Here is a 23,795-nt window from a genome sequence, read left to right as displayed (position 1 = left end):
ATTGAATCGAACTAATATTTTTTTTGGTGAATCGCATTCTGACTGGTTGCCTGTCAGAGGCGGAGAATCTGGTGATTTTGTTTTTCGACGTGGTGACGGGCATGCCTTCGCGAAAATCGCACCTGCTTCCCGCCGCGGTGAGCTCGCTGGAGAGCGTGACCGCCTCATTTGGCTCAAAGGTCGAGGTGTGGCTTGCCCCGAGGTGATCAACTGGCAGGAGGAACAGGAGGGTGCATGCTTGGTGATAACGGCAATTCCGGGAGTACCGGCGGCTGATCTGTCTGGAGCGGATTTGCTCAAAGCGTGGCCGTCAATGGGGCAGCAACTTGGCGCTGTTCACAGCCTATCGGTTGATCAATGTCCGTTTGAGCGCAGGCTGTCGCGAATGTTCGGACGCGCCGTTGATGTGGTGTCCCGCAATGCCGTCAATCCCGACTTCTTACCGGACGAGGACAAGAGTACGCCGCAGCTCGATCTTTTGGCTCGTGTCGAACGAGAGCTACCGGTGCGGCTCGACCAAGAGCGCACCGATATGGTTGTTTGCCATGGTGATCCCTGCATGCCGAACTTCATGGTGGACCCTAAAACTCTTCAATGCACGGGTCTGATCGACCTTGGGCGGCTCGGAACAGCAGATCGCTATGCCGATTTGGCACTCATGATTGCTAACGCCGAAGAGAACTGGGCAGCGCCAGATGAAGCAGAGCGCGCCTTCGCTGTCCTATTCAATGTATTGGGGATCGAAGCCCCCGACCGCGAACGCCTTGCCTTCTATCTGCGATTGGACCCTCTGACTTGGGGTTGATGTTCATGCCGCCTGTTTTTCCTGCTCATTGGCACGTTTCGCAACCTGTTCTCATTGCGGACACCTTTTCCAGCCTCGTTTGGAAAGTTTCATTGCCAGACGGGACTCCTGCAATCGTCAAGGGATTGAAACCTATAGAAGACATTGCTGATGAACTGCGCGGGGCCGACTATCTGGTATGGCGCAATGGGAGGGGAGCAGTCCGGTTGCTCGGTCGTGAGAACAATCTGATGTTGCTCGAATATGCCGGGGAGCGAATGCTCTCTCACATCGTTGCCGAGCACGGCGACTACCAGGCGACCGAAATTGCAGCGGAACTAATGGCGAAGCTGTATGCCGCATCTGAGGAACCCCTGCCTTCTGCCCTTCTCCCGATCCGGGATCGCTTTGCAGCTTTGTTTCAGCGGGCGCGCGATGATCAAAACGCAGGTTGTCAAACTGACTACGTCCACGCGGCGATTATAGCCGATCAAATGATGAGCAATGCCTCGGAACTGCGTGGGCTACATGGCGATCTGCATCATGAAAACATCATGTTCTCCAGTCGCGGCTGGCTGGTGATAGATCCCGTCGGTCTGGTCGGTGAAGTGGGCTTTGGCGCCGCCAATATGTTCTACGATCCGGCTGACAGAGACGACCTTTGTCTCGATCCTAGACGCATTGCACAGATGGCGGACGCATTCTCTCGTGCGCTGGACGTCGATCCGCGTCGCCTGCTCGACCAGGCGTACGCTTATGGGTGCCTTTCCGCAGCTTGGAACGCGGATGGAGAAGAGGAGCAACGCGATCTAGCTATCGCGGCCGCGATCAAGCAGGTGCGACAGACGTCATACTAGATATCAAGCGACTTCTCCTATCCCCTGGGAACACATCAATCTTACCGGAGAATATCGTTGGCCAAAGCCTTAGCGTAGGATTTCGCCCTCTCCCGCAAACGACCCCTCAAAGGGCCGGCAAGCATTCCAAGCATCAGTACAGTTGCGATTTTGCTGTTCATGCGTCTCTCCGAATTCGCTACGTGCGTGAGCGGCAGCTAAGGGATGGCAGGTGGTTTTTTTGTTTTTGGCAGCAATATTTCGGTCAGCGCCGGGTGTCTTGCACCTAGTGGCCGGCGCACGGCGATGATTCCGAGGCGCAGCTCATTAGTAACATATTTAGAATATGATGCATCATAATTTTTACTGGTATAGTCTCACCACTCCACCCCTTCCTCAGGAGCGCCTGCATGACCGAGCAACGAACCCTCCTCCTCACCGGTGCGAGCCGTGGCATCGGCCATGCCACGGTGAAGCACTTCAACGCTGCGGGCTGGCGCGTGTTTACGGCCTCGCGACAGAACTGGACCGAAGGCTGCCCCTGGGCTGAAGGCGAGTTGAACCACATCCACCTGGACCTGGAAGACATCGACGAAGTGCGCCGCAGCCTGCCATTGATCCGGGAGAAACTCGGCGGACGCCTCGATGCCCTGGTGAACAACGCCGGCATTTCACCCAAAGGCGAAGCCGGCGCACGATTGGGCGTGCTGGAATCCGATTACGCCACCTGGCTCAGCGTGTTCAACGTCAACCTGTTTTCCACGGCGTTACTGGCCCAAGGGCTGTTCGATGAGCTCAAGGCGGCGCAAGGCTCGGTGATCAACGTCACCTCGATTGCAGGTTCCAGGGTGCACCCGTTTGCCGGGGTCGCCTACGCCTGCTCGAAAGCTGCACTGGCCGCACTGACGCGGGAAATGGCCCATGATTTCGGGCCACACGGTGTGCGGGTCAATGCGATTGCACCGGGTGAGATCGAGACGTCGATCCTGTCTGCCGGGACCGAACTGATCGTCGATCAGCAGATCCCCATGCACCGCTTGGGCAAGCCGGAAGAAGTCGCATCCCTGGTGCATTTCCTCTGCACCCGAGGCGCGTCGTACATCAACGGTTCGGAGATTCATGTCAACGGTGGTCAGCACGTCTGAAATAATCTGGAAATCCCGGCCGGAAACTTCCATCATTCGGGCCGGGCATCCGCCGCAGATGAGCGATCAATGAGCAACCCCTACCCTATTCAAACCCTCAATCACTCTTACCTGGGCAGTGGCATCTACGAGTTGCTGCGCGAGGCACTGATCACCGGGCGTTTCCAGCCCGATGACCGCCTGCGCATCCGCGACCTGGCCGAACAACTGGGCACCAGCGTCACACCGGTGCGCGACGCGATCCTGCAACTGGCCAAGGAACAGGCGCTGATCCTCAAGACCCCGCGTGACATCCGCGTACCCATCCTCACCGCCGCGCAATACGGCGAGATCCGCAGCATCCGCCTGGCGCTTGAAGGCCTGGCTGCGGAGACGGCCGCCGCGCTGGTGACCGACAGCGAACTCGCAGACCTGCAAGCCTGCATCGAAAACAACATCGCCGCGATCAACGCCCAGGACTTGCAAGCCGCTCTCAAGTGCAATCAGCAATTTCACTACGCGCTGACCACCATCGCGCGCATGCCGGTGCTGGCGGGTTTGCTCGATAGCCTGTGGATGCGCACCGGCCCACTGATCGCCCGTGCCTATGGCAACTTCAACGAGCGCATGGCCATCGACCATCACTGGGAAGTGCTCGACGCACTCAAGCGCCGCGATGGCGCGGCGGCACGGGCGGCCATCTGCCGTGACATTCTCGATGGCAACGAGAAGATGCTCGAGTACATCGAGATGGCGCAGGCGGACTGATTGGCAGTCAATTCGACTGTTGACGAAACATAGATGACCAGTTAGTTTATTAAAACTTTCTCATCACTGGATGTCTCTGTCATGGCTCGCCCGGTCAACCTCGAAGTCAGATCCCGTTTGCTGTCGATTGGCCGCCAGGTGGTTCACAACCGTGGCTTCAACGGCTGCGGCGTCCAGGACATCACCGCCGCTGCCGAGATTCCCAAGGGCTCTTTCTACAACTACTTCGCCAGCAAGGAAGACTTCGCGGCAGAGATCCTCGAGGAATACTGGACCTCGATCGAAACCCGCCACGGGCCGATCTTCTACGACGCCCGGGTCAAGCCGCTGGAGCGCATCGGCCAGTTCTTCCAGGCCCTGGTGCTCGAGCACGGCGAGCATGAATACAGCCTGGGTTGCCTGATTGGCAACCTGTCCCTGGAAATGTCCAATGGCAGCGAACAAACCCGCAAGCGTCTGGCCGATGTGCTGGCGCGCTGGGAAGGTTTGCTCGCGAGCTGCCTGCGTGAAGCGCAGCAGCGCCGCGAACTCTCTGAAACTCACGACGCCGAAGCGCTGGCCAGTGTCATCGTCGAAGGCTGGGAAGGTGCGGTCATGCGCGGCAAGGTCCTGCGCGACGGTGCACCTCTGCAGCGTTTCGTATCGATGGTCTTGCCTCGGCTATTGGAGTGAGTTTTTTTTCCTCATTAATAAGACGACTGGTCATTTATATAAAGCAACATTCACGTCTCATCCACGCAAGCACCCAAGAGGTAAATCGTCATGAGCCATCTGTACGCCGACCCCGCCGAACCCGCACTGCCTGCCACTGGTTTCAAGCTCGACCTGAGCAAAGCCGCCCTGGTGGTCATCGACCCACAGAACGACTTCCTCAGCCCTGCCGGCGCCAGTTGGGCGGTGTTCGGTGAGAGCATCGTCGAGAACAACACCGTCGAAAACCTGGAAAAACTGTTCAAGGCCTTCAAGGCTCACGACCTGCCCGTGGCCGTGTCGCCACACTATTACTACCCGCACGACCACGACTGGCATTTTGGCGGTCCGCTGGAAAAGGTCATGCACAGCATCTGCATGTTCGATCGCAAGGGACCGAACACCCTGGAAAACTTCGAAGGCTCCGGCGCCGATTTCCTCGAGATCTACAAGCCGTACATTCTCGACGGCGAGACCATCATCGCCTCGCCGCACAAGGTCTACGGCCCGGAAACCAACGACCTGGCGCTGCAATTGCGCAAGAAAGGCGTGTCGCAGATCATCCTCGCCGGCATGGCGGCCAACCTTTGCGTGGAATCACACCTGCGCGAACTGCTCGAACAGGGCTTTGAAATAGTCGTGGTACGCGACGCCACCGCCGGCCCGCGCCTGCCGGATGGCGACGGCTACCTGGCGGCCATCATCAATTACCGCTTCCTCGCCCACGGGCTGTGGACCACCGAAGAGACTATCGCGCAACTGCAACCGGCTTGATCGTGCCCGAGCGGCCGGGCATCGCGCCCCCCCGCTCTTTCTCGAGAACCCCCGATGAAAATCCCCGCCCGTTATGAGCATTTCGTTTTCGGCGTCGTTCAATCCGGCCTGACCTGCGCGGTCGCGGCCGCCATCGCCACCACACCCCATGCGCTCGACCTGGCCTTTGCCGGCCGCTGGTTGAACGCGTGGGCGCTGTCGTGGGTATCGATGTTGCCGGTGGTGGTGCTGGCGGCGCCGATGATTCGGCGCGTGGTGAGGCGGATGACGGTGGGCTGAATGACTTGGCTATGACTCACCCAACACACCGCCATCGCGAGCATGCTCGCTCCTACCGGGGGCTTCGGGGCTGCTCGCGACAGGCGCGCAAGCCCGCACCCGACGCACGAAATACTGTGCCCGTTCGCATTTTCGCAATAAACCACTTTTCATCCGCGCATTTGTAGCCGCTTCGTTCACGGACAAGCCGGTACATTAGACCTCCATGGTCCCGCAGAGCGACCGACAACAAAACCTACAGCTCGCCCAAGAAAATCTGCCAACCATTCGGAGTCTTTCCATGAGCACATTGCGCACTACAGCTTTCCAACTCGCGAGTCTGGCCCTGTTCATCGGTAGCGCCACCCAGGCCATGGCCGAGGACATCACGTTCGTATCCCAGGGCGGTGCTTATCAGGAAGCCCAGAGCAAGGCGATCCTGGAGCCTGCGGCGAAAAAGCTCGGTCTGACGCTCAAACAGGACAGCTCGCCCAAGGCCTACCCGATCATCAAGACCCAGGTCGAGAGCGGCAAGGTCACCTGGGACGTGGTGGACCTGCCCACTGGCGACTGCATCCGTGGCGAAGCCGAAGGGCTGTTCGAGAAGCTCGACCTTGCGCTGATTCCCAATGCCGCGCAAATACCCGACAGCCTCAAGGACGAATACAGCGTCGGCTACATCAGCTACTCCACGGTGCTGGCGTATCGCACGGACGCGTTCAAAGGCGCGGACGTACCCAAGACCTGGGCCGACTTCTGGGACACCAAAAAATACCCGGGCCAGCGCTCCCTACGTAACCTGCCACGTCCAACCCTGGAAATCGCGCTGCTGGCCGATGGCGTGCTGATGGACAAGCTCTATCCGCTGGACGTCGATCGCGCCTTCCGCAAGCTTGAGCAGATCAAGCCCGACATCGCCACCTGGTGGACGTCCGGCGGGCAGTCGGCGCAGCTGATCAGCGACGGCGAAGTGGACATGATCCAGGCCTGGAACGGCCGTATCACCGCCGTACAGGCCGCCGGCGCACCCGTGGCATTCGACTACAACCAGGGTGTGCTGGAAACCAACTCGTTGTGCGTCCTCAAAGGCTCGCCGCACAAGGTGGCCGCCATGAAATTCGTCAACGAGGCCATCGATGCCAAACTGCAAGCGGCGTTGCCGATGATCATCGACTACGGCCCGCTCAACCCCGAAGCCTTCAAGACCGGGGTAATCCCGGCCGAGCGCGAGGCCAAGCTGCCTTCCGCACCCGGCAACATCTCGCGCCAGGCCCTGCTCTCGGCGCAATGGTGGGCCTCCGAAGCCGGGGTCAAGGCCGAAGAACGCTGGTTGTCCTTCGTCCAGAAAAAATAGCCATCGGCCGTTGCTGCGCCGCAGGCCAGAGGCCTCGGCGCAGGACATGCCGTCTGCCCCCGCGATTTCGACATAAAGCGCTTGCGCACCGGTCAATTGCGTCCACTTCATTCGTTGGCATCCCGGTACATTAGGCCTGAGGGTCCCGCAGAGTGACCTGTGCAGACAACTCGCGCTCGCCTCAAGTACCTGCCCACCATTGGGAGTTCTTCACATGACATTACCCGAGCACCGCACCCTGCTGTCCGCCAGGACGACTGCCACCGCCAGCGCTACCCGTCAGTGCTGGATACCCTCCAGCACTGCGCAGTGACGAGAGGTCATCATGTCCAACGCCTATCTCGCCAAATCCATGCCCGACTCCAGCGACCAGCAGCACCAGCCGCCCATGACCAGCGAAGACGCCCTGGCCCGTGAAGAAGGGGTTCGGGGAGCAATGGAACAGTAAACGCACTTAAGCCCAGTACCTGCCCGCAAACCAGCGCTCTGTCTGGGGAGTACGATAAAACCACCGTTTTATGAAACCGTTTCCGCTATCGCGAGGAAAGGTCACCAACACCCGAAAATCAGTGCAATAAACCTTTCTCACGAATCAAAGTTCGTTAATTCGCAGTCGCTGACGAGTAAAACGAACTCTAATTCGGCTTACGTTGGTTTTCAGTTCCATTGCTCCCCAACCCCCGATCACCACACAGATCACGCCCAGCTTGGGCCAGGTCGCCTTGGTCAGGCTGCCCATGGTCCAGAACACGACGGCGGCCACGGCTTGCTCGGTGGCAAAAAACTGCACGAGTGCGAGCAACGCGTTGAACGTGAACACCAGGGCAATGCCGAGCAGCACGATGGTTTCGGCGGTGACGCCACGGCGCAGGCTCAAGAAGTGGATCAGCAGGGCGCAGAGCATGGCCATGATGAACGCGTTGGCCGGCACCATGTACTGCGCTGCCAGCGGAAACAGCGCCACACCGAACGCCAGCCCCATGGCGGCGCCGAAACTGGCTGCCGCGGAAATGCCCAGGGTGAACGGGCTGGCCAACGGGTTGTTGAGGATGGTCTGCATCTGCGCCCCGGCCAGCGATAACGCCGCGCCCACGGCGACCGCCATCAGTGCCACGGGCAGGCGAATATCCCACATCACCACCCGCACCTGCGGCGCGGCGCTGTCCGGTGAAAGCAGCGCACCGAGCACTTCGCCCAGGCTGTAGCTGGCCGGGCCCAGGGCCAGGTCAAGCAACACACTGCCCAACAACAGCAGCGTCAGGGCGCCGAGGATCAGGCGTTTGCGCACCACCAGGCGGCGGTAGGTGTCGCGCTGGACCATCGTATCGTTGATCGCATTCATGGCTTGATCTCGGGTTCGCCCAGGCTGACGAAATAGCCAGGCTCGTAGGGCACCGGCAGGAAGCGCTCATGCAACTCGCGAAACGCGGCTTGCGGATCGAGGTCTGCAAACAGCGTCGGATGAAACCATTTGGCCAGTTGCTGGATGGCCACGAACTGATAGGGGCTGTTGTAGAACTGGTGCCAGATGGCGTGGAAGGCCTGGCTGTCCTGCGCCTTGATTCCGGCATAGGCCGGGCGACCGGTGTACCAGGCCAGTTTGCGTCGGGCCTCGGCCATGTCCGCGCCCGGACCCACACCCACCCAATGCCCGCCCGGGGCGAAGGCTTCCCAGTTGGCGCTGGTCACGACAATCTGGTCAGGGTTGGCGACGATCACCTGCTCGGCGTTCAACTGGCCGAAGGTCGTGGGGATGATGTCCCTGGCGATGTTGTCGCCGCCGGCCATTTCGACGAAGCGGCCAAAGTTCTCGTTGCCAAAGCTCAGGCAGCAATCGTCGGTGTAGCCGCCGATGCGCTCGATGAACACCTTGGGGCGCGCAGGTTGGTGCGCGGCAATCACGTCGGTGACCCGGCGAATCTGCTGGTTGCGGAACGCGATGAACGCTTCGGCGCGTTGCTCCTTGCCGAACAATTGGCCGAACAGGCGCATGGTCGGCTCGGTGTTCTGCATCGGGTAGTTGCGAAAGTCGACGTACACCACGGGAATGCCCAGGGCGTCGAGCTTCTCGATGTAGCGCGCATCTTCGGTCGCGTGCTGGGCCTCGATATTGAGGACAATCACATCGGGGCGCTGCGAGATCGCTTGCTCGATGTCGAAGGTGCCGTCTTCAAACCCGCCGAAGGTGGGGATGTCGGCAATGCCCGGAAACTTGCGCAGGTAGGCGTTGTAGGTGTCGGGATCGGACTGGATGAGGTCCTTGCGCCAGCCGACGATACGCTCGATGGGGTTTTGCGTGTCCAGCGCCGCCACCAGGTACAACTGGCGGCCTTCGCCGAGAATCACCCGTTTGACTGGCAGGTTTACCTTGACCTTGCGCCCGAGCAAATCGGTCACGGTGCTGCGTGTGTCAACCGCTTCGTTGGCCAATGACGCCAGTGAAACCCCCAGCAATCCAGCAAACAGCAGCGCGGCCAGGGCGTGGCTGCGTCGAACAATGGTGAGCATGATCAAGGCCTTTGCATGTGTCAGAAATCGACCGTGGCCGACAGGAGCAGGGTGCGTGGTGAACCCTGGGAAAATGCGCCGTAGGAGGCGACTCCCGACCAATATTCACGGTCGAAAACGTTTTGCACCGTGGCGCGAAAGGTCGTGGGTCGCTGAGCGATACGCGTGGCGTATCGAGCGCCGACATCGATGCGCGTCCACGGGGCCAGTTCCTGGGTGTTGGCCTGGTTGACGTATTGGCTGGCGGTGTAGATCGCGCCGCTGGTGAGTGTCAGCCCTTCGGCCCAGGGCGTGTCCCACTCGGCCCAGAGGTTGGCTTGCACGTCGGGCACGCCCACCGGTTTGTTACCACGGTTGGCCGCCACGCTGGTCCTGGTCAGTTGTCCGTCCAACAGCGTCACGCCACCGAGCAGGCGCGTGCCTTGGGCAATTTCGCCCGACATGTTCAGCTCCACGCCGCGATTGCGCTGTTCACCCTGGACGGCGAACACCCCGGAAGACAATTCGCCGCTGGGCTTCTTGATCTGGAACAGGGCCAGGCTCGACATGAAGCTGCCGTAATCGAGCTTGACCCCGACCTCCTGCTGGCGCGACACGTAGGGGGCAAAGATTTCGCCGGCGTTCGAAGCGGTGCTGGGGGCGACGTCCCCCTTGCTCAGGCCTTCGATGTAGTTGTAGTAGAACGACACGTGATCCCAGGGCCGCAGCACGGCCCCGAACAACGGCGTGGTCTTGCCATCGTCATAGGCTGAAGTGACTGCACCGGCGGCGTTGTAGTTGTGGGACTGGATGTTCTGCTTGCGCAGGCCCAGGGTCACTTGCACGCGCTGGTCGAGTATCGACAGGGTGTCGGCCAGGGCGATGCCGGACAACTCGGTCGCCGACACTTTGGGCGTGGCCGGCTCGGCAATCGCGGGTTTGGGGCGATGGACCGGGTGGTAAATGTTCGACAGCACCGCAGGCCCGGACAAAATGCCCCGGGATAATTCATCGCGATAACGCGTCACTTGCAGGGCGGTGCTGTGGCTCACGGGACCGGTGTCGAATCGCAGGCGCGCACCGGCGTCGACCGTGTAGCGCCGGACTTCGAACTTGTAATAACCGGGGATCGACGAGGTGTCGCCTGCGGCGTTGATGATCGTGGGCGTCTGGTCGGACATGCGTGCGACCTTCGACTGGCCACCGCCTGCATGGGCGAACACCGTCAGTTGGTCGTTGAGGTCGTATTCACCGCTGAGCAGGGCCGACTTGTCGCGGGTGCTGGACCAGCCCCAGTCCTGGCTGACGCTGGTCCGGCCGTTGGCGGCAGAAGGGATTTGCACGCCCGACGCGATCAGGAACGGTCGGGACGCGGCGTCAAACCGTTCTTCCTGGCTCACCAGGTCCAGGCTGGTGCGCAGGCGATCTCCTTGATAATCCAGGGACAGCGCGCCGACGCCGACCTCGCGGTCCTGATCGTCGATCACCGTGTCACCTTGCTGCACGCTACCGTTGAGGCGCATACCGAATCGGCGCTCCTCGCCAAAGCGTCGACTGAGGTCCAGGTGACCGCCCAGTTGGGCGTCCTGGGCGTAACTGGCGGTGAATCGGGTCAGGTCTTCATCGAGAGAACGCTTGGGCACCACGTTGATCACGCCGCCCACGGCACTGTTGGGCGACATGCCGTAGAGCAGCGCGCCGGGCCCCTTGACCACTTCGATGCGTTCGGCGTATTCGGTGAACACCCGGTAGTTGGAGGCCACGCCATAGACGCCGTCGAAGGCCAGTTCGCCCAGGTTGCCTTCACCGACGGGAAATCCCCGGATGAAGAACGAGTCGACGATGCCACCGGTCTGGCCGGTGGAGCGCACCGATGAGTCGCGCTCCAGCACATCACCCACGGTCTTTGCCTGTTGATCCTTGATCAGCGCGGCGGTGTAGGTGCTGACGCTGAATGGCGCATCCATCACGGCGGTGTTGCCGAGCATGCCCAGACGGCTGCCAGTCGCCACCTGGCCGCCCGGATACACCGGTGGCAGGCTGTCACTGCGTGTGTCGATGCCGTCGATGGTGGTTTCCTCGAGGGTGACCCGACGTTGCACCAGTGTGTAACTGCCGTCGCTGCGCAGGACCATGTCCAGGCCACTGCCGGCGAGCAAGCGGGTCACGGCTTCGCGGGTCGAGCAAGATCCGGTTAGCCCCGGGCTGATCAAGCCCTCGGTCAGTGAAGGTTCGAACGACAGGGCGATGCCGGCATCCACGGCGAAGCTCGACAGCGTTGCGCCCAGAGGTCCGGGGGCGATGTTGTAGGCATGGACCACGACCGAATCCAGTTGCACCGGCGCGGCTGCCATCGCCAACGGGCAGGCAGCGCTGATCAGGGTCAGGCTCAGCAGCGCGCGGCAAATGACAGGCATGGATGGATGACCCTGTGGCGAGAGGCAATGGAGGTTTCTGTACAGGCCAGCCGAGATCGAAAAAAGTATCAGCCAGCGGCAGATTTTTTTTGGAGGCTCAGGCCGGGGACAAGGTGACCCAGTACCCTCGCAGATGAGCGGTGGCGGTGACCGGGTAGGTTTGCACCAGCATGTTCAAGGTGCGCTGGCTGTCGCTGATCGGAAAAGCGCCGGAAATGCGCAGGTCGGCAATCGCCGGGTCGAACCTGACGAAGCCGTGGCGATAGCGGGTGACCTCAGCGACGAAATCCGCCAGGCGCATCTTGTCCGCCATCAGCATGCCCTGGGTCCAGGCGCTGGCGTTACGGTCAGTGGGGTTCGCCGCGCCAAAGGCCTGTGCGGTGAATGCCATGCGTTGTCCGGCATTGACGATCAGGGACTCGGCCTGGCGGTTCTCGGCCAGCACCACTTTGACGGCGCCTTCCAATACCGCAAGGTGGGTGAACGGGCTCAATTGGCGGACGATGAAACGCGTGCCCAGGGCCTGCATGTGGCCCTGTGCGGTACTGACCAGGAAGGGCCGGGCCAGGGGGGAATTGTCCGTGGCGGTCTGCACCAGGATCTCGCCTTCGCGCAGGCGGATCAGGCGCTGCTGGCTGTCGAACAGCACATCGACGGCGGTATTGGTGTTCAGGGTGATGCGAGAGCCATCGGCCAGGGTCCACTCGCGTCGTTCGCCGACGGCGGTGCGGTAATCGGCCGTCCACTGCTGCGATTGCGCCAGTTTCCAACTGCCCCAGCCTACCGGCATCACCGCCAGCAACAATGCCAGCTTGCCGAGGGCCGCACGGCGTTCCGGGTTGCTCGGTCGATCCAGCGCTGACATCGCCAGCGAAGGTGGCAGGCCGCCCAGTTTGCTTTGCAGCAACTGCGCCCGAGCCCAGGCGCGATCACGCTCGGGGCTGCTGACCTTCCAGTGTTCCCACTCGGCGCGTTCGCTGTCGCTCAGGTCGTTTTCACTCAGGCGCATCAGCCATTCGGCGGCTTCTTCGAGGACTTCAGGGGGCAGCGGCGGGTCTTTGCGCAGGATGAGCATTCATTCCACCAGCATCAGGCACTGCACGAACGCCTGCTTCATGTAGCGCTTGACGGTGATCAGCGACACGTCCAGTTGATCGGCGATGTCCTGGTATTTCAGGCCATTGAGCTGCGACAGCAGGAACGCCCGCTTGACCAGCGGCGGCAAGGCATCGAGCATCGCGTCGATTTCGTGCAGGGTCTCCAGCACCACGAAATGGGCTTCCGGGGAGGGGGCTTCCTGCGGCGGCAGGTTGGCGAGGGCGTCAAGGTAGGCGCGTTCCAGTGCCTTGCGCTGGTACCAGTTGATCAGGATGCCCTTGGCCACACAGCTGAGGTAGGGGTCGTCTCAGAAAACGGAAAATAAAGCACGCTAAGCGTGCGTGGAGGCTGGCACCCAGCGGTACAGCGTCGGAATGGACACGCCGAGGTTCTTGGCCACGTCCTTGGGCGGCATCCCGCTGGCCAGCAGCTTCTTGGCCGACTCGATCTTGCTGTCGGTCATCTTCGGCTTGCGGCCGCCTTTGCGGCCGAGCTGCTTGGCGACTTCCAGCCCGGCGCGGGTGCGCTCGACGGTCAGCTCGCGCTCCATTTCGGCAAGGCTCGCCATGACGTGGAAGAAGAACCGCCCGGATGGTGTGCCGGTGTCGATGGAGTCGGTGAGGCTCCTGAACTGGACACCGTGCTTGTGCAGATCGCCGACCAGATCGACCAGTTGCTTGACCGACCGGCCCAGCCGGTCGAGCTTCCAGACGACCAAAGTATCGCCTTCGCGCAGCATTTCGAGCGTCTTGGCCAAGCCAGGCCGGTCTGCCCGCGTGCCACTCACCTTGTCCTCGAAGACCTTTTTACATCCGGCCTTGCTCAAGGCTTCGCGTTGCAGCTCCAGGTTCTGATCCTGCGTCGAGACGCGCGCATAGCCAATCAACATGGCTTGTCTCGCGCCCGGTCGATGCGTTCCTGCATCGCCTGCATCACTTCTTCGTGGGTGTACGATCTGGCGTTGGCGTCGGTGGCTTGCCGCAGGGCTTCCTCAACCTCGCGCGTCATCCGCTCGTAATCCTCCGGCCACAGCGCTTGCTCCATGCGCAGCGACGCCTGACCCAGCAGGTGCAGCAGGCTGAACAGCCGCATGTCGTTGGTGGCGACGATGCGCTCCCGAATCTGCTCCTGAATAGCTTCGCTAGCCCGATGCGCTTGTGGTGTGGCAGTCCCCTCGTAGTCAGCGGGGAATTCCGCTTCCTCGGCAATCCTTGCCCAGGCGCTGGCCAGCGCCTCGATGGTTGACGTGCTCATTTCCGCCGCTCCTGTGCTCTTTGGCGAATCAACCGGCCAAGGGGCCTCGACGCGAAAACCAGCAGCATCACGCCTATCGGATACCAGGTCGAGAAGACCACCAAGGCATCGAAGGCTGGCCGTCCGGTGTTGGTAGGCAGTACGGCGGTCACAGCCATCAACCCGCCGACCGTCCAGATGATGCGCCACACGTAGGGCATCACGCGGGGCACGTAGCCGTCATCGAAAGCGGTCTGGTAGTAGCGGCGCAGGCCGCGCTCGGCAAGCGCCTGGCGCTGCCGCTCCGACAGCGCATCCGTCCGGCCATACCAGCGCCGGAATGGTGGACAGCGCAGCAGCAAAGGGGTGAAGAGGATCATCACCGCCACGATCGCGACACCCCACGCCATGACGGCGCCGGCATCGGGCCGCTTGGCGTTCTCGATCACGGGCGCGAAGACGCCCGGAGCACCGATCATCCAGAACAGCGCAATGTGCTGATGGAAGGAGAGCTTCATTTGCTCATCCACTTGCGCAGCAGGCGCTTTTTCAGGGAGGCGCGTTCTTGCGGGTTGCGTCCCTTGTGATTGGCGATGCGATCCGCCGTGGCGGCCTGGCGCTTGACGGGCCAGTAGGAGCGGCCATCCTTGCCCATCGACCAGACGCTGCTGGCCTGGTTTTCCAGCAGGGGCAGATGGGCGCTCAGGGCTTCGGGCGACGCGCTGGTCAGCGCCGTGCGCTCACGGGTGCGCCAGCGCTGATGCCAGAGCTTCTTGTCCTCGCGCTCGCTGCCGCAGGTCGTGTGCCCGACGATGGGTGTTTTGCGGCGGCTGCGGCTCATAACGTAGTGGTCTCCAAGAACATTCAGGACTGATCCCAGGCGTCGATGGTCAAGACCTGATCGGCAGGACAGGCGGCTACGCGGTCGGGAACTGGATGGTGTTCAGTCTCATGCCGACCCCATTCGATTGATCGCGTCGCTTGCGGCACGCTGCGACGCAAGGAGGTTTGCGACCTGGTTTAGCAGCCGTGTCCGCTGCATGTCTGTTACCTATCTCCCCGACCGCTCATTGGACCAACTCCAGAGATTGGGCTCTATCGCTCAGCCAATACGAAACCGGCATTGGCTGATGCCACAACCGAGACGAACACAAATGGCTCGGTACCTGTATTTCGCGCCCCGTGCACTTGGCCCGGTCTTGCCACGGCTATCTCACCTTCCCTGAGGGCACGAACAATCCCATTGCCCTGAAAGTAATCAGCCATTCCCGACAAAACAGTCCACGTGTCTTGGCCGTGAGGATGAATGTGAGCCGCAATTTCCTGCCCGGGATGGACATGCCAAACCACGATAATTGAGTCTCGGGTTTCAAGCACAACGGAACGAATAGGCTCGCCTTCGGACGGCTGAACATACTCGGCTACAGAAAATATTCTCGATTCAACAGTCATCGGAGATCCCTCTTTCACAGTGCCCCCAGACAGGCTGGATATGAGTTCTAACTCGAATTTGAACGGGAGGCTGGTCGTGCGGTCGTGCAGTTGCCGATGAGCGTGTCGGCTGCTGCCTCCTTGCCCACCAGCGAACTCACGTCCGTTGCGGCCATCCAGAAGGTCTTGCCCGAGCGCGGCTCATAGGTCGCGGGATCGAACACGCCAGAGGGGCCGAACATCGGCGGCTTGATTGGTCATGGCTCCATGCCTTTGTCGTTACGGTCTTCATCGTCGGCATCCTGACGCACGGCGGGCAATTGCTGGAGCAACGCCGGCAGCCATTCCTGTACCGTCTCCCACACCACATCGAGGTTGATGTCGAAATAGCCGTGAGCCATGCGATTACGCATATTGCGCATGCTGCGCCACGGCACGTCGGCATGCGCCTGGGTGAACTCGACGTAGCCATCCATCACCTTTGTGGCCGCCTCGCCGATGACGATCAGGCTCATGATGACGGCCTGCTGGGTGCGCTTGTCGGCCAAGAAGTCGTCCTTGGCCATCCCTTCCACGAAGCTGCGCGCATCGGTTGCGGCCTGCTGAATGTGGTCGAGGTAATCGGGCAGGCGGTTCTCGCTCATATCGGTTGCGCCTCCGCGAGCACCTTGGCCCGGAACTTCGGCGGCAGGTCGCCGGGAGTCAGCAGATCGACGTCAACGCCGAGCAGCGATTTCAGTTCTTCTTCCAAATCGCCCAAGTCCAACAACGTGGCACCGGGCAGCGCATCGACCAACAGGTCGAGGTCGCTGCCATCCCGGTCGGTGCCATGCAGCACCGAGCCGAAGACGCGCGGGTTCGCGGCGCGAAAGCGGCCTACCGCTTCACGCACTGCGCTTCGCTTCATGTCAAGCACAACAGACGGTCGCATGGGCATCCTTTCTTATCGAAACTCGTTGAGATGATATGCAATCAAGAATAGAATTTCAAGAACTATTTTCGAGAATCGCAATGCCTTGATTCCCGTGCCGCGCCGGTTGCCTTGGCGGGCTTGTCACAAACCTACGTTTTCAAGAAGAAGGAAACCGCATGCCCCGCCGTTCGATCCTCTCCGCCGCCGAGCGCGAAAGCCTGCTGGCGTTGCCGGACACCAAGGATGAGTTGATCCGTCACTACACGTTCAGCGAAAGCGACCTCTCCATCATCCGGCAGCGGCGCGGCCCGGCCAATCGGCTGGGCTTCGCGGTGCAGCTCTGCTACCTGCGCTTTCCCGGCGTCATCCTTGGCGCTGATGAGCCACCGTTCCCGCCATTGCTGAGACTGGTCGCCAACCAGCTCAAGGTCGGCATCGAAAGCTGGGACGAGTACGGGCAGCGTGAGCAGACCCGACGCGAGCACCTGGTCGAGCTGCAAACGGTGTTCGGCTTCCAGCCGTTCACGATTGGCCACTACCGGCAGGCTGTCCAGTTGCTGACCGAGCTGGCCATGCAAACCGACAAGGGCATCGTGCTGGCCAGAGCCTTGATCGAGCACCTGCGGCGGCAGTCGGTCATTGTGCCCGCCCTCAACGCCGTCGAGCGGGCGAGCGCCGAAGCGATTACCCGCGCCAACCGGCGTCTCTACGACGCCTTGGCTGAGCCGCTGACGGACGTGCATCGCCGTCGCCTCGACGATCTGCTCAAGCGCCGCGACAACGGCAAGACGACGTGGCTGGCCTGGCTGCGGCAATCCCCGGTCAAACCGAACTCGCGGCACATGCTGGAACACATCGAACGCCTCAAGGCGTGGCAGGCGCTCGACCTGCCCTCCGGCATCGAGCGGCTGGTTCACCAGAACCGGCTGCTCAAGATCGCCCGCGAGGGCGGCCAGATGACGCCCGCCGACCTGGCGAAGTTCGAGCCGCAGCGGCGTTACGCGACCCTGGTGGCGCTCGCCATCGAGGGCATGGCCACCGTCACCGACGAAATCATCGACCTGCATGACCGCATCCTGGGCAAGCTGTTCAATGCCGCCAAGAACAAGCATCAGCAGCAGTTCCAGGCATCCGGCAAGGCGATCAATGCCAAGGTGCGGCTGTTCGGGCGCATCGGCCAGGCGCTGATCGAGGCCAAGCAAGCGGGCCGCGATCCGTTCGCCGCCATCGAGGCCGTCATGTCCTGGGATGCTTTCGCCGAGAGCGTCACCGAAGCGCAGCGGCTCGCGCAACCCGAGGACTTCGATTTCCTGCACCGCATCGGCGAGAGCTACGCCACGCTGCGCCGCTACGCGCCGGAATTTCTCGACGTGCTCAAGTTGCGGGCCGCGCCCGCCGCCAAGGACGTACTCGACGCCATCGAGGTGCTGCGCAGCATGAACAGCGACAACGCCCGCAAGGTGCCCACCGACGCGCCGACCGAGTTCATCAAGCCGCGCTGGCAGAAGCTGGTGATGACCGACACCGGCATCGACCGGCGCTACTACGAACTGTGCGCGCTGTCGGAGCTGAAGAACGCGCTGCGCTCCGGCGACATCTGGGTGCAAGGCTCGCGCCAGTTCAAGGACTTCGAGGACTACCTGGTGCCGCCCGCGAAATTCGCCAGCCTCAAGCAGGCCAGCGAATTGCCGCTGGCCGTGGCCACCGATTGCGACCAGTACCTGCATGACCGGCTGACGCTGCTGGAAACGCAGCTCGCCACCGTCAACCGCATGGCGCTGGCCAACGAGCTGCCGGACGCCATCATCACGGAGTCGGGCCTGAAGATCACGCCGCTCGATGCGGCGGTGCCCGATACCGCACAGGCCCTGATCGACCAGACGGCGATGATCCTACCGCACGTCAAGATCACCGAATTGCTGCTGGAGGTAGACGAATGGGCGGGCTTCACCCGGCACTTCGCCCACCTGAAGTCAGGCGACCTGGCCAAGGACAAAAACCTGTTGCTGACCACGATCCTCGCCGACGCGATCAACCTGGGCCTGACCAAGATGGCGGAATCGTGCCCCGGCACGACCTACGCCAAGCTGGCCTGGCTGCAAGCCTGGCACATCCGCGACGAAACCTACGGGGCGGCACTGGCCGAGCTGGTCAACGCGCAGTTCCGACATCCCTTCGCCGAGCATTGGGGCGACGGCACCACGTCATCGTCGGACGGCCAGAACTTCCGAACCGGCAGCAAGGCAGAGAGCACCGGGCATATCAATCCGAAGTATGGAAGTAGCCCTGGGCGGACGTTCTACACCCATATCTCCGACCAGTACGCGCCGTTCCACACCAAGGTCGTGAACGTCGGCGTGCGCGACTCGACCTACGTGCTCGACGGCCTGCTGTATCACGAATCCGACCTGCGGATCGAGGAGCACTACACCGACACGGCAGGGTTCACGGACCACGTCTTCGCGTTGATGCACCTGCTGGGCTTCCGCTTCGCCCCGCGCATTCGTGACCTGGGCGACACCAAGCTCTACATCCCGAAGGGCGATGCCACCTACGAGGCGTTGAAACCGATGATCGGCGGCACGCTCAACATCAAGCACGTCCGCGCCCATTGGGATGAAATCCTGCGGATGGCCACCTCGATCAAGCAGGGCACGGCGACGGCCTCGCTGATGCTCAGGAAGCTTGGCAGCTACCCGCGCCAGAACGGCCTGGCCGTCGCCCTGCGTGAGCTGGGACGCATCGAGCGCACACTGTTCATCCTGGACTGGCTGCAAAGCGTCGAGCTGCGCCGCCGCGTGCATGCCGGGCTGAACAAAGGCGAGGCGCGCAACGCGCTGGCCCGCGCCGTGTTCTTCAACCGCCTGGGGGAAATCCGCGACCGCAGCTTCGAGCAGCAGCGCTACCGGGCCAGCGGCCTCAACCTGGTGACGGCGGCCATCGTGCTATGGAACACGGTCTATCTGGAGCGGGCCGCGAACGCCTTGCGTGGCCACGGTCAAGCCGTCGATGACGGCCTGTTGCAGTACCTGTCGCCGCTCGGCTGGGAGCACATCAACCTGACCGGCGATTACCTCTGGCGCAGCAGCGCCAAGATCGGCGCGGGCAAGTTCAGGCCGCTACGGCCGCTGCAACCGGCTTAGCGTGCTTTATTTTCCGTTTTCTGAGACGACCCCAACCAGCGCTGCCATCGCATCCAGAATCTCGCCCTGCTCATTCATGTCGGGCGTGCCGTAGATCGACCGCGTGAACATCAGCTCGTGGTGGATCGACACCGCCTTGCGCTTGAAAACCATGATATCGAATGCCTTGGGATCGTCGATCAGTCCGAACCGTCCTTGTGGGGCGATCAGTTCGGCGATGTCGGCGACATGTTGCTCGGTATGTGTGGTCGAAAAGACGAAAGCGGGAGCACCGATGCCGAGTTCGGCGATCTGTGGCGCGAGCGGACGAGAATGGTCGATGACGTGGTGAGCTCCAAGCCCTCTTACCCACTCTTGGGTTTCCGGTCGAGAGGCTGTGGCGATGACGGTGAGGTCCGTGCGCTGTCGCGCGATCTGGACGGCGATCGACCCAACCCCGCCCGCGCCACCGATGATGAGGATCGCCTCCGCCGCACCGGGTACGGGCTTCGCCACGTCCAGGCGGTCGAACATCGCCTCCCAGGCCGTCAACGTCGTCAGCGGCAGCGCCGCCGCTTCCGCCCAGGAGAGCGACGCAGGTTTGTGACCGACAATCCGGGCGTCGACGAGATGGAACTCCGCATTGGTACCGGGCCGTGTGATCGATCCGGCATAATAGACCTCGTCGCCTAACTCGAACTGCGTGACGTCGGGGCCGACCTCGCGCACAATCCCGGCGGCATCCCATCCCAGCACCTTCCAATCGCCATCTGCCGGCGGCGTGCTGTTGCGGACCTTGTAGTCGACCGGGTTGACCGAGACGGCCTTCACCTCAACCAGGATATCGTATCCTGCAGCGACAGGCCGAGGCAGATTGATGTCGACCAGCGCGGCATCCGCGGCGATGGGTCCCGGAACCTTGTAACCAATGGCTTTCATAAATGTCTCCAGCTTGCTTGATCGGATGACGCGAATGCTCGTTAGTCAACTTCTTCTACATTGAGGTCCCGACTCTTGAACTGGGTCGCGGTAGCAGATTTCATCGAACACGTCGATCAACAGGCCCTTATGCTCGGTCGCCGGATCGGTGATCGCGTAGAGGGTGGAGGCGTTATCGCCATCATCACCGCTTCCGAGGCGAAACGCCGCGTCGACGCAGATGCCGCACGGACCGATGGTTGATCCTGGCTCGAGATCGACGAGATTGCTGTCCTTGACGCGCTATTCGCGGTCTTAGCCCTTGGCGATGAAGGACTGAACTGCTTGTAGAGCGTCGGTCAGCTGCTATGTCATGGACGCACCTTCATCTTGAGTTGGATTGGACAAGCTTCCGTATAAGGCCCGCTGTAACCGTCAGATGACGGCGAAGAAAACGATGGGCAGTATTCACAGCCACTTAGCCTTCTTGAAGCGCACAAATAGGAAAACGCACGATATCGCTATCACTCCGAGCACGACAAAGTATCCGTAGGCCGTGTCCAGCTCCGGCATGTGCTTAAAGTTCATGCCGTATATTCCAGCGATCGCCGTCGGGACTGCCAGTATTGCCGCCCAAGCCGCCAGCTGGCGGGTGATCACCCCCGTCCTTTGCGCTTCAAGAAGGCTGCTGGCCTCAAAGACCGTGGACAGGACAAGCAGGAGGCCGTCGACCATGGACTGCACGCGGTGGACATGGTCCGCGACGTCGTGGAAATATGGTGTCATTTCGGCGCTGATGCAGGGAAAGTGGCCGCGAACGAGCTTTCGCACCAGCTCGGCCATAGCCCCGAGCGTGCGCTGGAACCGCGTGAGTTCGGACCTTAGTTCGAAGATTCGCGCCACCTCTTCTGGCCCGAGGAAATCGTGCAGCGACCGTCGCTCCATCGCCAGGACGTCGTCCTCGATCATTTCGAAGATGGGCAGATACTGGTCGACCACGCGATGCAAGATCGCGTGCAGCACATAGTCGACACCCTTGCCGAACTGCGTCGGCGATGCCTCGAGTTGCTCCCGAAGTTTGCCCAGCGCTCCGGCATTGCCGTGCCGCACGGTGATAAGGTGATTGTGACCGGTGAAGATCGCCATCTTGCCGTAGCTGATCCGGTCGCCGACCAGCTCGGCGGTCTGCGCGACGACGTACAACTCATCGTTGTAGACCTCGAGCTTGGGCGGGCACAGCGGGTGCATCGCGTTGTCGATCGCCAACGGATGAAGATTATATGTCCTTTGGATCGCGAGTAGTTCCTCGGGGGTGGGTTCGCTAAGCGCGATCCAGCAGAAGCCCGAGCGACTCTCGCCCAACTTGACGTGCTCATCGAGCGCGATTTCGCGAACTCGCTTGCCTTCGTTGTAATAATAGGCGGCGATGATGCTCATGCTGGCCTCGCGGGAATGTGGAGGCCACGCTGGACGGCCGGTCGAGCCAGCCCGCGTCCAAGCCATGCGCGGACGTTCGAAAAGCTGCTGAGGCCAAGGATGTCACCCGCAGCGTAGAATTCCACCAGCGCATTCACCCAGCCGAGCGTCGCGATGTCCGCGATCGAATAGTCGTCGACGATCCAGTCGCGGCCTTCCAGCCGGCGATCCAGAATCCCCAGCAGACGCGTGGATTCGTCGATAAAGCGCTGTTGCGGCCGCTTGTCCTCATAGTCCTTGCCGCCAAATCGCAGGAAGAAGCCGAGCTGACCGAACATCGGCCCGATGGCCGACATCTGAAAGAACACCCACGCTAGGGTCTCGTAACGCTGGCCTGGTTCGGTGGAGATGAACTGACCCGTCTTGTCGGCCAGATAGAGGAGGATCGCACCGGATTCCCATAAGGCGATGGGTCTACCGTCAGGGCCAGCCGGATCGATGATCGCCGGTATGCGTCCGTTCGGGTTCAGCGACACGAACGCCGGATCCTTCGACTCGTTGTTCGAGATGTCGATCAGGTGGGGCTCGTACGCCAGGCCAGTCTCCTCAAGCATGATCGAGACCTTGACGCCATTGGGCGTAGGGGCTGCGTAGAGTTGCAGGCGATCGGGATGAGATGCCGGCCAGCGCTGCGTGATCGGAAAGGACGAGAGGTCTGGCATAAATCTGCGATCCTGGTGTTGCGATGGCGACTGACTGGAACGAGCCGTCACTCTGAAGTAGGGTTCGATGACCGCGTCGCTGAACGACGCGGTCACGAAGATTGCGGACCGGATCGGCGCAGTGGCAACGGCAGTGAAGCCTATTCCGCCGCGGTCCCGGCCGCTGGCTGTACGTCGTCAACCTTTTGGCGCTTCGGAAGCACCCAGCCGGGACGGACGAAGTGGCAGGTGTAGCCGCCCGGGCGCTTCTCCAGATAATCCTGGTGATCGGGCTCGGCCTCCCAGAACTCGCCGACCGGCTGGACCTCGGTCACCACTTTGCCATCCCACAGCCCCGAGGCATCCACATCGGCGATCGTATCCTCGGCGACGCGCTTCTGCTCCTCGTCGACATAATAGATGCCCGACCGGTAGGAGAGCCCACGATCATTGCCCTGGCGGTTCAGCGTCGTCGGATCGTGGATCTGGAAGAAGAATTCCAGGATGTTCCGGTAGCTCGTCACTGTCGGGTCGAAGACAATCTCGATCCCCTCGGCATGCGTGCCGTGATTACGATACGTGGCGTTCGGAATATCGCCGCCCGTGTAACCCACACGGGTCGAGATGATGCCGGGCCGCTTGCGGATCAGATCCTGCATGCCCCAGAAACATCCTCCTGCGAGAACAGCGCGCTGATGCATGTTAAGCCTCCTCTACTTGATCGAGATATTCACCGTATCCCTCGGACTCCATCTCGTCGCGCGGGATGAAGCGAAGGGACGCTGAGTTGATGCAGTACCGCAGACCGCCGCGGTCGGAAGGACCATCGGGGAACACATGGCCGAGATGACTGTCTGCGTGTACTGACCTGACCTCCGTCCGGACCATGCCGTGTGCGCTGTCCCGCACCTCGTTCACGTTTGCCGAAACGATCGGCTTGGTGAAGCTGGGCCAGCCAGTACCCGAATCGAACTTGTCCGTCGAAGCGAACAGTGGCTCTCCCGACACTATGTCGACGTAGATGCCAGGCTCCTTGTTGTCGTTGTACTCGCCCGTGAAGGGCCTTTCGGTGCCCGCCTCCTGGGTAATTCGGTGTTGCTCGGGAGTCAGGTGGTCGATTGCTGTCTGTGACTTTTCAAACTTCATTACAGTCTCCAATACTTATCTAGAGGGCCAGGCACGCTACCGCTAATTTTTTATGTCTCCTGATTTGCTCCTACAATGGTAGTGGGATGGCAAACGAGGTTTTACTAAGTGTTGGAAAATTAGAGATTTAAATTTCGCGTCTATTAATTCTAGCGCAACTGAGTGGTTAAGCAAGTACGTAATCAGTAAATATTAAAAAAATAACACAAAAGCACGATTATATAATACAGTGTCAGTGTTTTATGATAATCAACAACGCCTGTTTAGATGCTGGTAGATGCGAATTTTTTGGCGTACAGTCAAAATTTTCTGATGGTTGCTTAGT

General features: G+C 61.2%; 25 protein-coding genes and 3 pseudogenes. 11 read left to right on the top strand and 17 right to left on the bottom strand.

Translation table 11 applies throughout. The features are described 5' to 3' along the window. Nucleotide 1 precedes the first annotated feature (1 nt). The 9 genes from aph(3'')-Ib to ACEWE8_RS23050 all read left to right on the top strand — a co-directional run bounded on the left by aph(3'')-Ib (nt 2) and on the right by ACEWE8_RS23050 (nt 7,036). On the top strand, nt 2-805 hold the full coding sequence (aph(3'')-Ib, locus tag ACEWE8_RS23090) for an aminoglycoside O-phosphotransferase APH(3'')-Ib (protein WP_001082319.1): 804 nt from the start codon (nt 2-4) through the stop codon (nt 803-805). Next, nucleotides 805-1,641: an aminoglycoside O-phosphotransferase APH(6)-Id gene (locus ACEWE8_RS23085; protein WP_000480968.1), complete on the top strand. Its 837-nt coding sequence runs from the start codon at nt 805-807 to the stop codon at nt 1,639-1,641. The genes aph(3'')-Ib and ACEWE8_RS23085 overlap by 1 nt, the downstream gene beginning before the upstream one ends. A gap of 389 nt (nt 1,642-2,030) precedes the next feature. Beyond that, nucleotides 2,031-2,765, top strand: coding sequence for an SDR family NAD(P)-dependent oxidoreductase (locus ACEWE8_RS23080; protein WP_016487047.1), 735 nt, complete (start codon nt 2,031-2,033; stop codon nt 2,763-2,765). Between the two features lie 69 nt (nt 2,766-2,834). After that, nucleotides 2,835-3,512 carry a GntR family transcriptional regulator gene (locus ACEWE8_RS23075; protein WP_016487046.1) on the top strand — a complete coding sequence of 226 codons (678 nt, stop codon included), beginning with the start codon at nt 2,835-2,837 and terminating at the stop codon, nt 3,510-3,512. Nucleotides 3,513-3,593: 81 nt separating this feature from the next. Beyond that, nucleotides 3,594-4,184 (top strand): TetR/AcrR family transcriptional regulator, encoded by a 591-nt coding sequence (locus tag ACEWE8_RS23070; RefSeq protein WP_003465041.1) that lies wholly within the window; start codon nt 3,594-3,596, stop codon nt 4,182-4,184. A gap of 90 nt (nt 4,185-4,274) precedes the next feature. Next, entirely contained in the window at nt 4,275-4,976 is a 702-nt protein-coding gene (locus tag ACEWE8_RS23065) for a cysteine hydrolase family protein (protein WP_003465039.1), read from the top strand. A 54-nt stretch (nt 4,977-5,030) separates the two neighbouring features. Then, a complete protein-coding gene (locus tag ACEWE8_RS23060; protein ID WP_003465037.1) occupies nt 5,031-5,255 on the top strand; it encodes a DUF2798 domain-containing protein in 225 nt (74 codons plus the stop codon). A gap of 280 nt (nt 5,256-5,535) precedes the next feature. Further along, a complete protein-coding gene (locus ACEWE8_RS23055; protein ID WP_046788232.1) occupies nt 5,536-6,588 on the top strand; it encodes an ABC transporter substrate-binding protein in 1,053 nt (350 codons plus the stop codon). Between the two features lie 325 nt (nt 6,589-6,913). Further along, nucleotides 6,914-7,036 (top strand): hypothetical protein, encoded by a 123-nt coding sequence (locus tag ACEWE8_RS23050; RefSeq protein ID WP_016487045.1) that lies wholly within the window; start codon nt 6,914-6,916, stop codon nt 7,034-7,036. Between the two features lie 234 nt (nt 7,037-7,270). Here ACEWE8_RS23050 and ACEWE8_RS23045 read toward each other — a convergent pair. The 12 genes and pseudogenes from ACEWE8_RS23045 to ACEWE8_RS22990 form a co-directional block, all read right to left on the bottom strand. After that, nucleotides 7,271-7,930: pseudogene (locus tag ACEWE8_RS23045) on the bottom strand (FecCD family ABC transporter permease); the annotation flags it as partial. Further along, a complete protein-coding gene (locus ACEWE8_RS23040; protein WP_016487053.1) occupies nt 7,927-9,096 on the bottom strand; it encodes an ABC transporter substrate-binding protein in 1,170 nt (389 codons plus the stop codon). The pseudogene ACEWE8_RS23045 and the gene ACEWE8_RS23040, both read right to left, overlap by 4 nt. A 20-nt stretch (nt 9,097-9,116) precedes the next feature. Next, the gene (locus tag ACEWE8_RS23035) at nt 9,117-11,492 is read right to left on the bottom strand and encodes a TonB-dependent receptor (protein WP_016487054.1); all 2,376 of its coding nucleotides are present in this window, start codon (nt 11,490-11,492) and stop codon (nt 9,117-9,119) included. Between the two features lie 97 nt (nt 11,493-11,589). After that, nucleotides 11,590-12,567, bottom strand: coding sequence for a FecR domain-containing protein (locus tag ACEWE8_RS23030; protein WP_016487055.1), 978 nt, complete (start codon nt 12,565-12,567; stop codon nt 11,590-11,592). After that, nucleotides 12,568-12,888 (bottom strand): annotated as a pseudogene (locus ACEWE8_RS23025) (sigma-70 family RNA polymerase sigma factor); the annotation flags it as partial. A 33-nt stretch (nt 12,889-12,921) separates the two neighbouring features. Beyond that, nucleotides 12,922-13,479: a recombinase family protein gene (locus ACEWE8_RS23020; RefSeq protein ID WP_395589373.1), complete on the bottom strand. Its 558-nt coding sequence runs from the start codon at nt 13,477-13,479 to the stop codon at nt 12,922-12,924. Then, nucleotides 13,473-13,844: a hypothetical protein gene (locus tag ACEWE8_RS23015; RefSeq protein WP_003100853.1), complete on the bottom strand. Its 372-nt coding sequence runs from the start codon at nt 13,842-13,844 to the stop codon at nt 13,473-13,475. Before ACEWE8_RS23015 ends, ACEWE8_RS23020 begins: the two co-directional genes overlap by 7 nt. Beyond that, nucleotides 13,841-14,341, bottom strand: a complete 501-nt coding sequence (locus ACEWE8_RS23010) for a hypothetical protein (RefSeq protein ID WP_003100856.1) — start codon at nt 14,339-14,341, stop codon at nt 13,841-13,843. Before ACEWE8_RS23010 ends, ACEWE8_RS23015 begins: the two co-directional genes overlap by 4 nt. Beyond that, nucleotides 14,338-14,664 (bottom strand): hypothetical protein, encoded by a 327-nt coding sequence (locus ACEWE8_RS23005; RefSeq protein ID WP_003100858.1) that lies wholly within the window; start codon nt 14,662-14,664, stop codon nt 14,338-14,340. Before ACEWE8_RS23005 ends, ACEWE8_RS23010 begins: the two co-directional genes overlap by 4 nt. A gap of 254 nt (nt 14,665-14,918) precedes the next feature. Next, nucleotides 14,919-15,275: a cupin domain-containing protein gene (locus ACEWE8_RS23000; protein WP_003465043.1), complete on the bottom strand. Its 357-nt coding sequence runs from the start codon at nt 15,273-15,275 to the stop codon at nt 14,919-14,921. 236 nt (nt 15,276-15,511) lie between these two features. Continuing rightward, the gene (locus tag ACEWE8_RS22995) at nt 15,512-15,898 is read right to left on the bottom strand and encodes a DUF86 domain-containing protein (RefSeq protein WP_003100872.1); all 387 of its coding nucleotides are present in this window, start codon (nt 15,896-15,898) and stop codon (nt 15,512-15,514) included. Beyond that, on the bottom strand, nt 15,895-16,185 hold the full coding sequence (locus ACEWE8_RS22990; RefSeq protein ID WP_001247892.1) for a nucleotidyltransferase family protein: 291 nt from the start codon (nt 16,183-16,185) through the stop codon (nt 15,895-15,897). The genes ACEWE8_RS22995 and ACEWE8_RS22990 overlap by 4 nt, the downstream gene beginning before the upstream one ends. A 158-nt stretch (nt 16,186-16,343) precedes the next feature. Here ACEWE8_RS22990 and ACEWE8_RS22985 point away from each other — a divergent pair, with 158 nt between their 5' ends. Beyond that, nucleotides 16,344-19,310, top strand: a complete 2,967-nt coding sequence (locus tag ACEWE8_RS22985; protein ID WP_016487058.1) for a Tn3-like element ISPa38 family transposase — start codon at nt 16,344-16,346, stop codon at nt 19,308-19,310. A 33-nt stretch (nt 19,311-19,343) separates the two neighbouring features. Here the strand turns inward: ACEWE8_RS22985 and ACEWE8_RS22980 are convergent. Next, a pseudogene (locus tag ACEWE8_RS22980) lies at nt 19,344-20,228 on the bottom strand (zinc-binding alcohol dehydrogenase family protein); the annotation flags it as partial. A gap of 75 nt (nt 20,229-20,303) precedes the next feature. On the opposite strand from ACEWE8_RS22980, the gene ACEWE8_RS22975 reads away from it, so the two are divergent. Beyond that, a complete protein-coding gene (locus tag ACEWE8_RS22975; RefSeq protein WP_016487060.1) occupies nt 20,304-20,471 on the top strand; it encodes a hypothetical protein in 168 nt (55 codons plus the stop codon). 204 nt (nt 20,472-20,675) lie between these two features. On the opposite strand, the gene ACEWE8_RS22970 is transcribed toward ACEWE8_RS22975, so the two are convergent. The 4 genes from ACEWE8_RS22970 to msrB all read right to left on the bottom strand — a co-directional run bounded on the left by ACEWE8_RS22970 (nt 20,676) and on the right by msrB (nt 23,470). Then, nucleotides 20,676-21,644, bottom strand: coding sequence for a magnesium and cobalt transport protein CorA (locus ACEWE8_RS22970; protein ID WP_003464971.1), 969 nt, complete (start codon nt 21,642-21,644; stop codon nt 20,676-20,678). Beyond that, nucleotides 21,641-22,345 carry a glutathione S-transferase N-terminal domain-containing protein gene (locus ACEWE8_RS22965; protein ID WP_003464969.1) on the bottom strand — a complete coding sequence of 235 codons (705 nt, stop codon included), beginning with the start codon at nt 22,343-22,345 and terminating at the stop codon, nt 21,641-21,643. Before ACEWE8_RS22965 ends, ACEWE8_RS22970 begins: the two co-directional genes overlap by 4 nt. 140 nt (nt 22,346-22,485) lie before the next feature. Then, entirely contained in the window at nt 22,486-23,025 is a 540-nt protein-coding gene (msrA, locus tag ACEWE8_RS22960) for a peptide-methionine (S)-S-oxide reductase MsrA (protein ID WP_003464967.1), read from the bottom strand. A 1-nt stretch (nt 23,026) separates the two neighbouring features. Next, nucleotides 23,027-23,470, bottom strand: coding sequence for a peptide-methionine (R)-S-oxide reductase MsrB (gene msrB, locus ACEWE8_RS22955; RefSeq protein ID WP_003464965.1), 444 nt, complete (start codon nt 23,468-23,470; stop codon nt 23,027-23,029). Between the last annotated feature and the right edge of the window lie 325 nt (nt 23,471-23,795).

This window comes from Pseudomonas sp. TR47, assembly GCF_044143025.1.
In the GTDB taxonomy this organism is placed as follows: Bacteria; Pseudomonadota; Gammaproteobacteria; order Pseudomonadales; family Pseudomonadaceae; genus Aquipseudomonas; species Aquipseudomonas putida_E.
The sequence above is the reverse complement of the archived record's forward strand: the minus strand, read 5'-3'. Positions and strand labels throughout refer to the sequence as shown.

What these genes read in the sequence shown, in the direction of transcription:
- ACEWE8_RS23085 (WP_000480968.1), top strand. Translation starts at nt 805, where the DNA reads ATGTTCATGCCGCCTGTTTTTCCTGCTCATTGGCACGTTTCGCAACCT.
- ACEWE8_RS23080 (WP_016487047.1), top strand. Translation starts at nt 2,031, where the DNA reads ATGACCGAGCAACGAACCCTCCTCCTCACCGGTGCGAGCCGTGGCATC.
- ACEWE8_RS23075 (WP_016487046.1), top strand. Translation starts at nt 2,835, where the DNA reads ATGAGCAACCCCTACCCTATTCAAACCCTCAATCACTCTTACCTGGGC.
- ACEWE8_RS23070 (WP_003465041.1), top strand. Translation starts at nt 3,594, where the DNA reads ATGGCTCGCCCGGTCAACCTCGAAGTCAGATCCCGTTTGCTGTCGATT.
- ACEWE8_RS23065 (WP_003465039.1), top strand. Translation starts at nt 4,275, where the DNA reads ATGAGCCATCTGTACGCCGACCCCGCCGAACCCGCACTGCCTGCCACT.
- ACEWE8_RS23060 (WP_003465037.1), top strand. Translation starts at nt 5,031, where the DNA reads ATGAAAATCCCCGCCCGTTATGAGCATTTCGTTTTCGGCGTCGTTCAA.
- ACEWE8_RS23055 (WP_046788232.1), top strand. Translation starts at nt 5,536, where the DNA reads ATGAGCACATTGCGCACTACAGCTTTCCAACTCGCGAGTCTGGCCCTG.
- ACEWE8_RS23050 (WP_016487045.1), top strand. Translation starts at nt 6,914, where the DNA reads ATGTCCAACGCCTATCTCGCCAAATCCATGCCCGACTCCAGCGACCAG.
- ACEWE8_RS23040 (WP_016487053.1), bottom strand. Translation starts at nt 9,096, where the DNA reads ATGCTCACCATTGTTCGACGCAGCCACGCCCTGGCCGCGCTGCTGTTT.
- ACEWE8_RS23035 (WP_016487054.1), bottom strand. Translation starts at nt 11,492, where the DNA reads ATGCCTGTCATTTGCCGCGCGCTGCTGAGCCTGACCCTGATCAGCGCT.
- ACEWE8_RS23030 (WP_016487055.1), bottom strand. Translation starts at nt 12,567, where the DNA reads ATGCTCATCCTGCGCAAAGACCCGCCGCTGCCCCCTGAAGTCCTCGAA.
- ACEWE8_RS23020 (WP_395589373.1), bottom strand. Translation starts at nt 13,479, where the DNA reads ATGTTGATTGGCTATGCGCGCGTCTCGACGCAGGATCAGAACCTGGAG.
- ACEWE8_RS23015 (WP_003100853.1), bottom strand. Translation starts at nt 13,844, where the DNA reads ATGAGCACGTCAACCATCGAGGCGCTGGCCAGCGCCTGGGCAAGGATT.
- ACEWE8_RS23010 (WP_003100856.1), bottom strand. Translation starts at nt 14,341, where the DNA reads ATGAAGCTCTCCTTCCATCAGCACATTGCGCTGTTCTGGATGATCGGT.
- ACEWE8_RS23005 (WP_003100858.1), bottom strand. Translation starts at nt 14,664, where the DNA reads ATGAGCCGCAGCCGCCGCAAAACACCCATCGTCGGGCACACGACCTGC.
- ACEWE8_RS23000 (WP_003465043.1), bottom strand. Translation starts at nt 15,275, where the DNA reads ATGACTGTTGAATCGAGAATATTTTCTGTAGCCGAGTATGTTCAGCCG.
- ACEWE8_RS22995 (WP_003100872.1), bottom strand. Translation starts at nt 15,898, where the DNA reads ATGAGCGAGAACCGCCTGCCCGATTACCTCGACCACATTCAGCAGGCC.
- ACEWE8_RS22990 (WP_001247892.1), bottom strand. Translation starts at nt 16,185, where the DNA reads ATGCGACCGTCTGTTGTGCTTGACATGAAGCGAAGCGCAGTGCGTGAA.
- ACEWE8_RS22985 (WP_016487058.1), top strand. Translation starts at nt 16,344, where the DNA reads ATGCCCCGCCGTTCGATCCTCTCCGCCGCCGAGCGCGAAAGCCTGCTG.
- ACEWE8_RS22970 (WP_003464971.1), bottom strand. Translation starts at nt 21,644, where the DNA reads ATGAGCATCATCGCCGCCTATTATTACAACGAAGGCAAGCGAGTTCGC.
- ACEWE8_RS22965 (WP_003464969.1), bottom strand. Translation starts at nt 22,345, where the DNA reads ATGCCAGACCTCTCGTCCTTTCCGATCACGCAGCGCTGGCCGGCATCT.
- msrA (WP_003464967.1), bottom strand. Translation starts at nt 23,025, where the DNA reads ATGCATCAGCGCGCTGTTCTCGCAGGAGGATGTTTCTGGGGCATGCAG.
- msrB (WP_003464965.1), bottom strand. Translation starts at nt 23,470, where the DNA reads ATGAAGTTTGAAAAGTCACAGACAGCAATCGACCACCTGACTCCCGAG.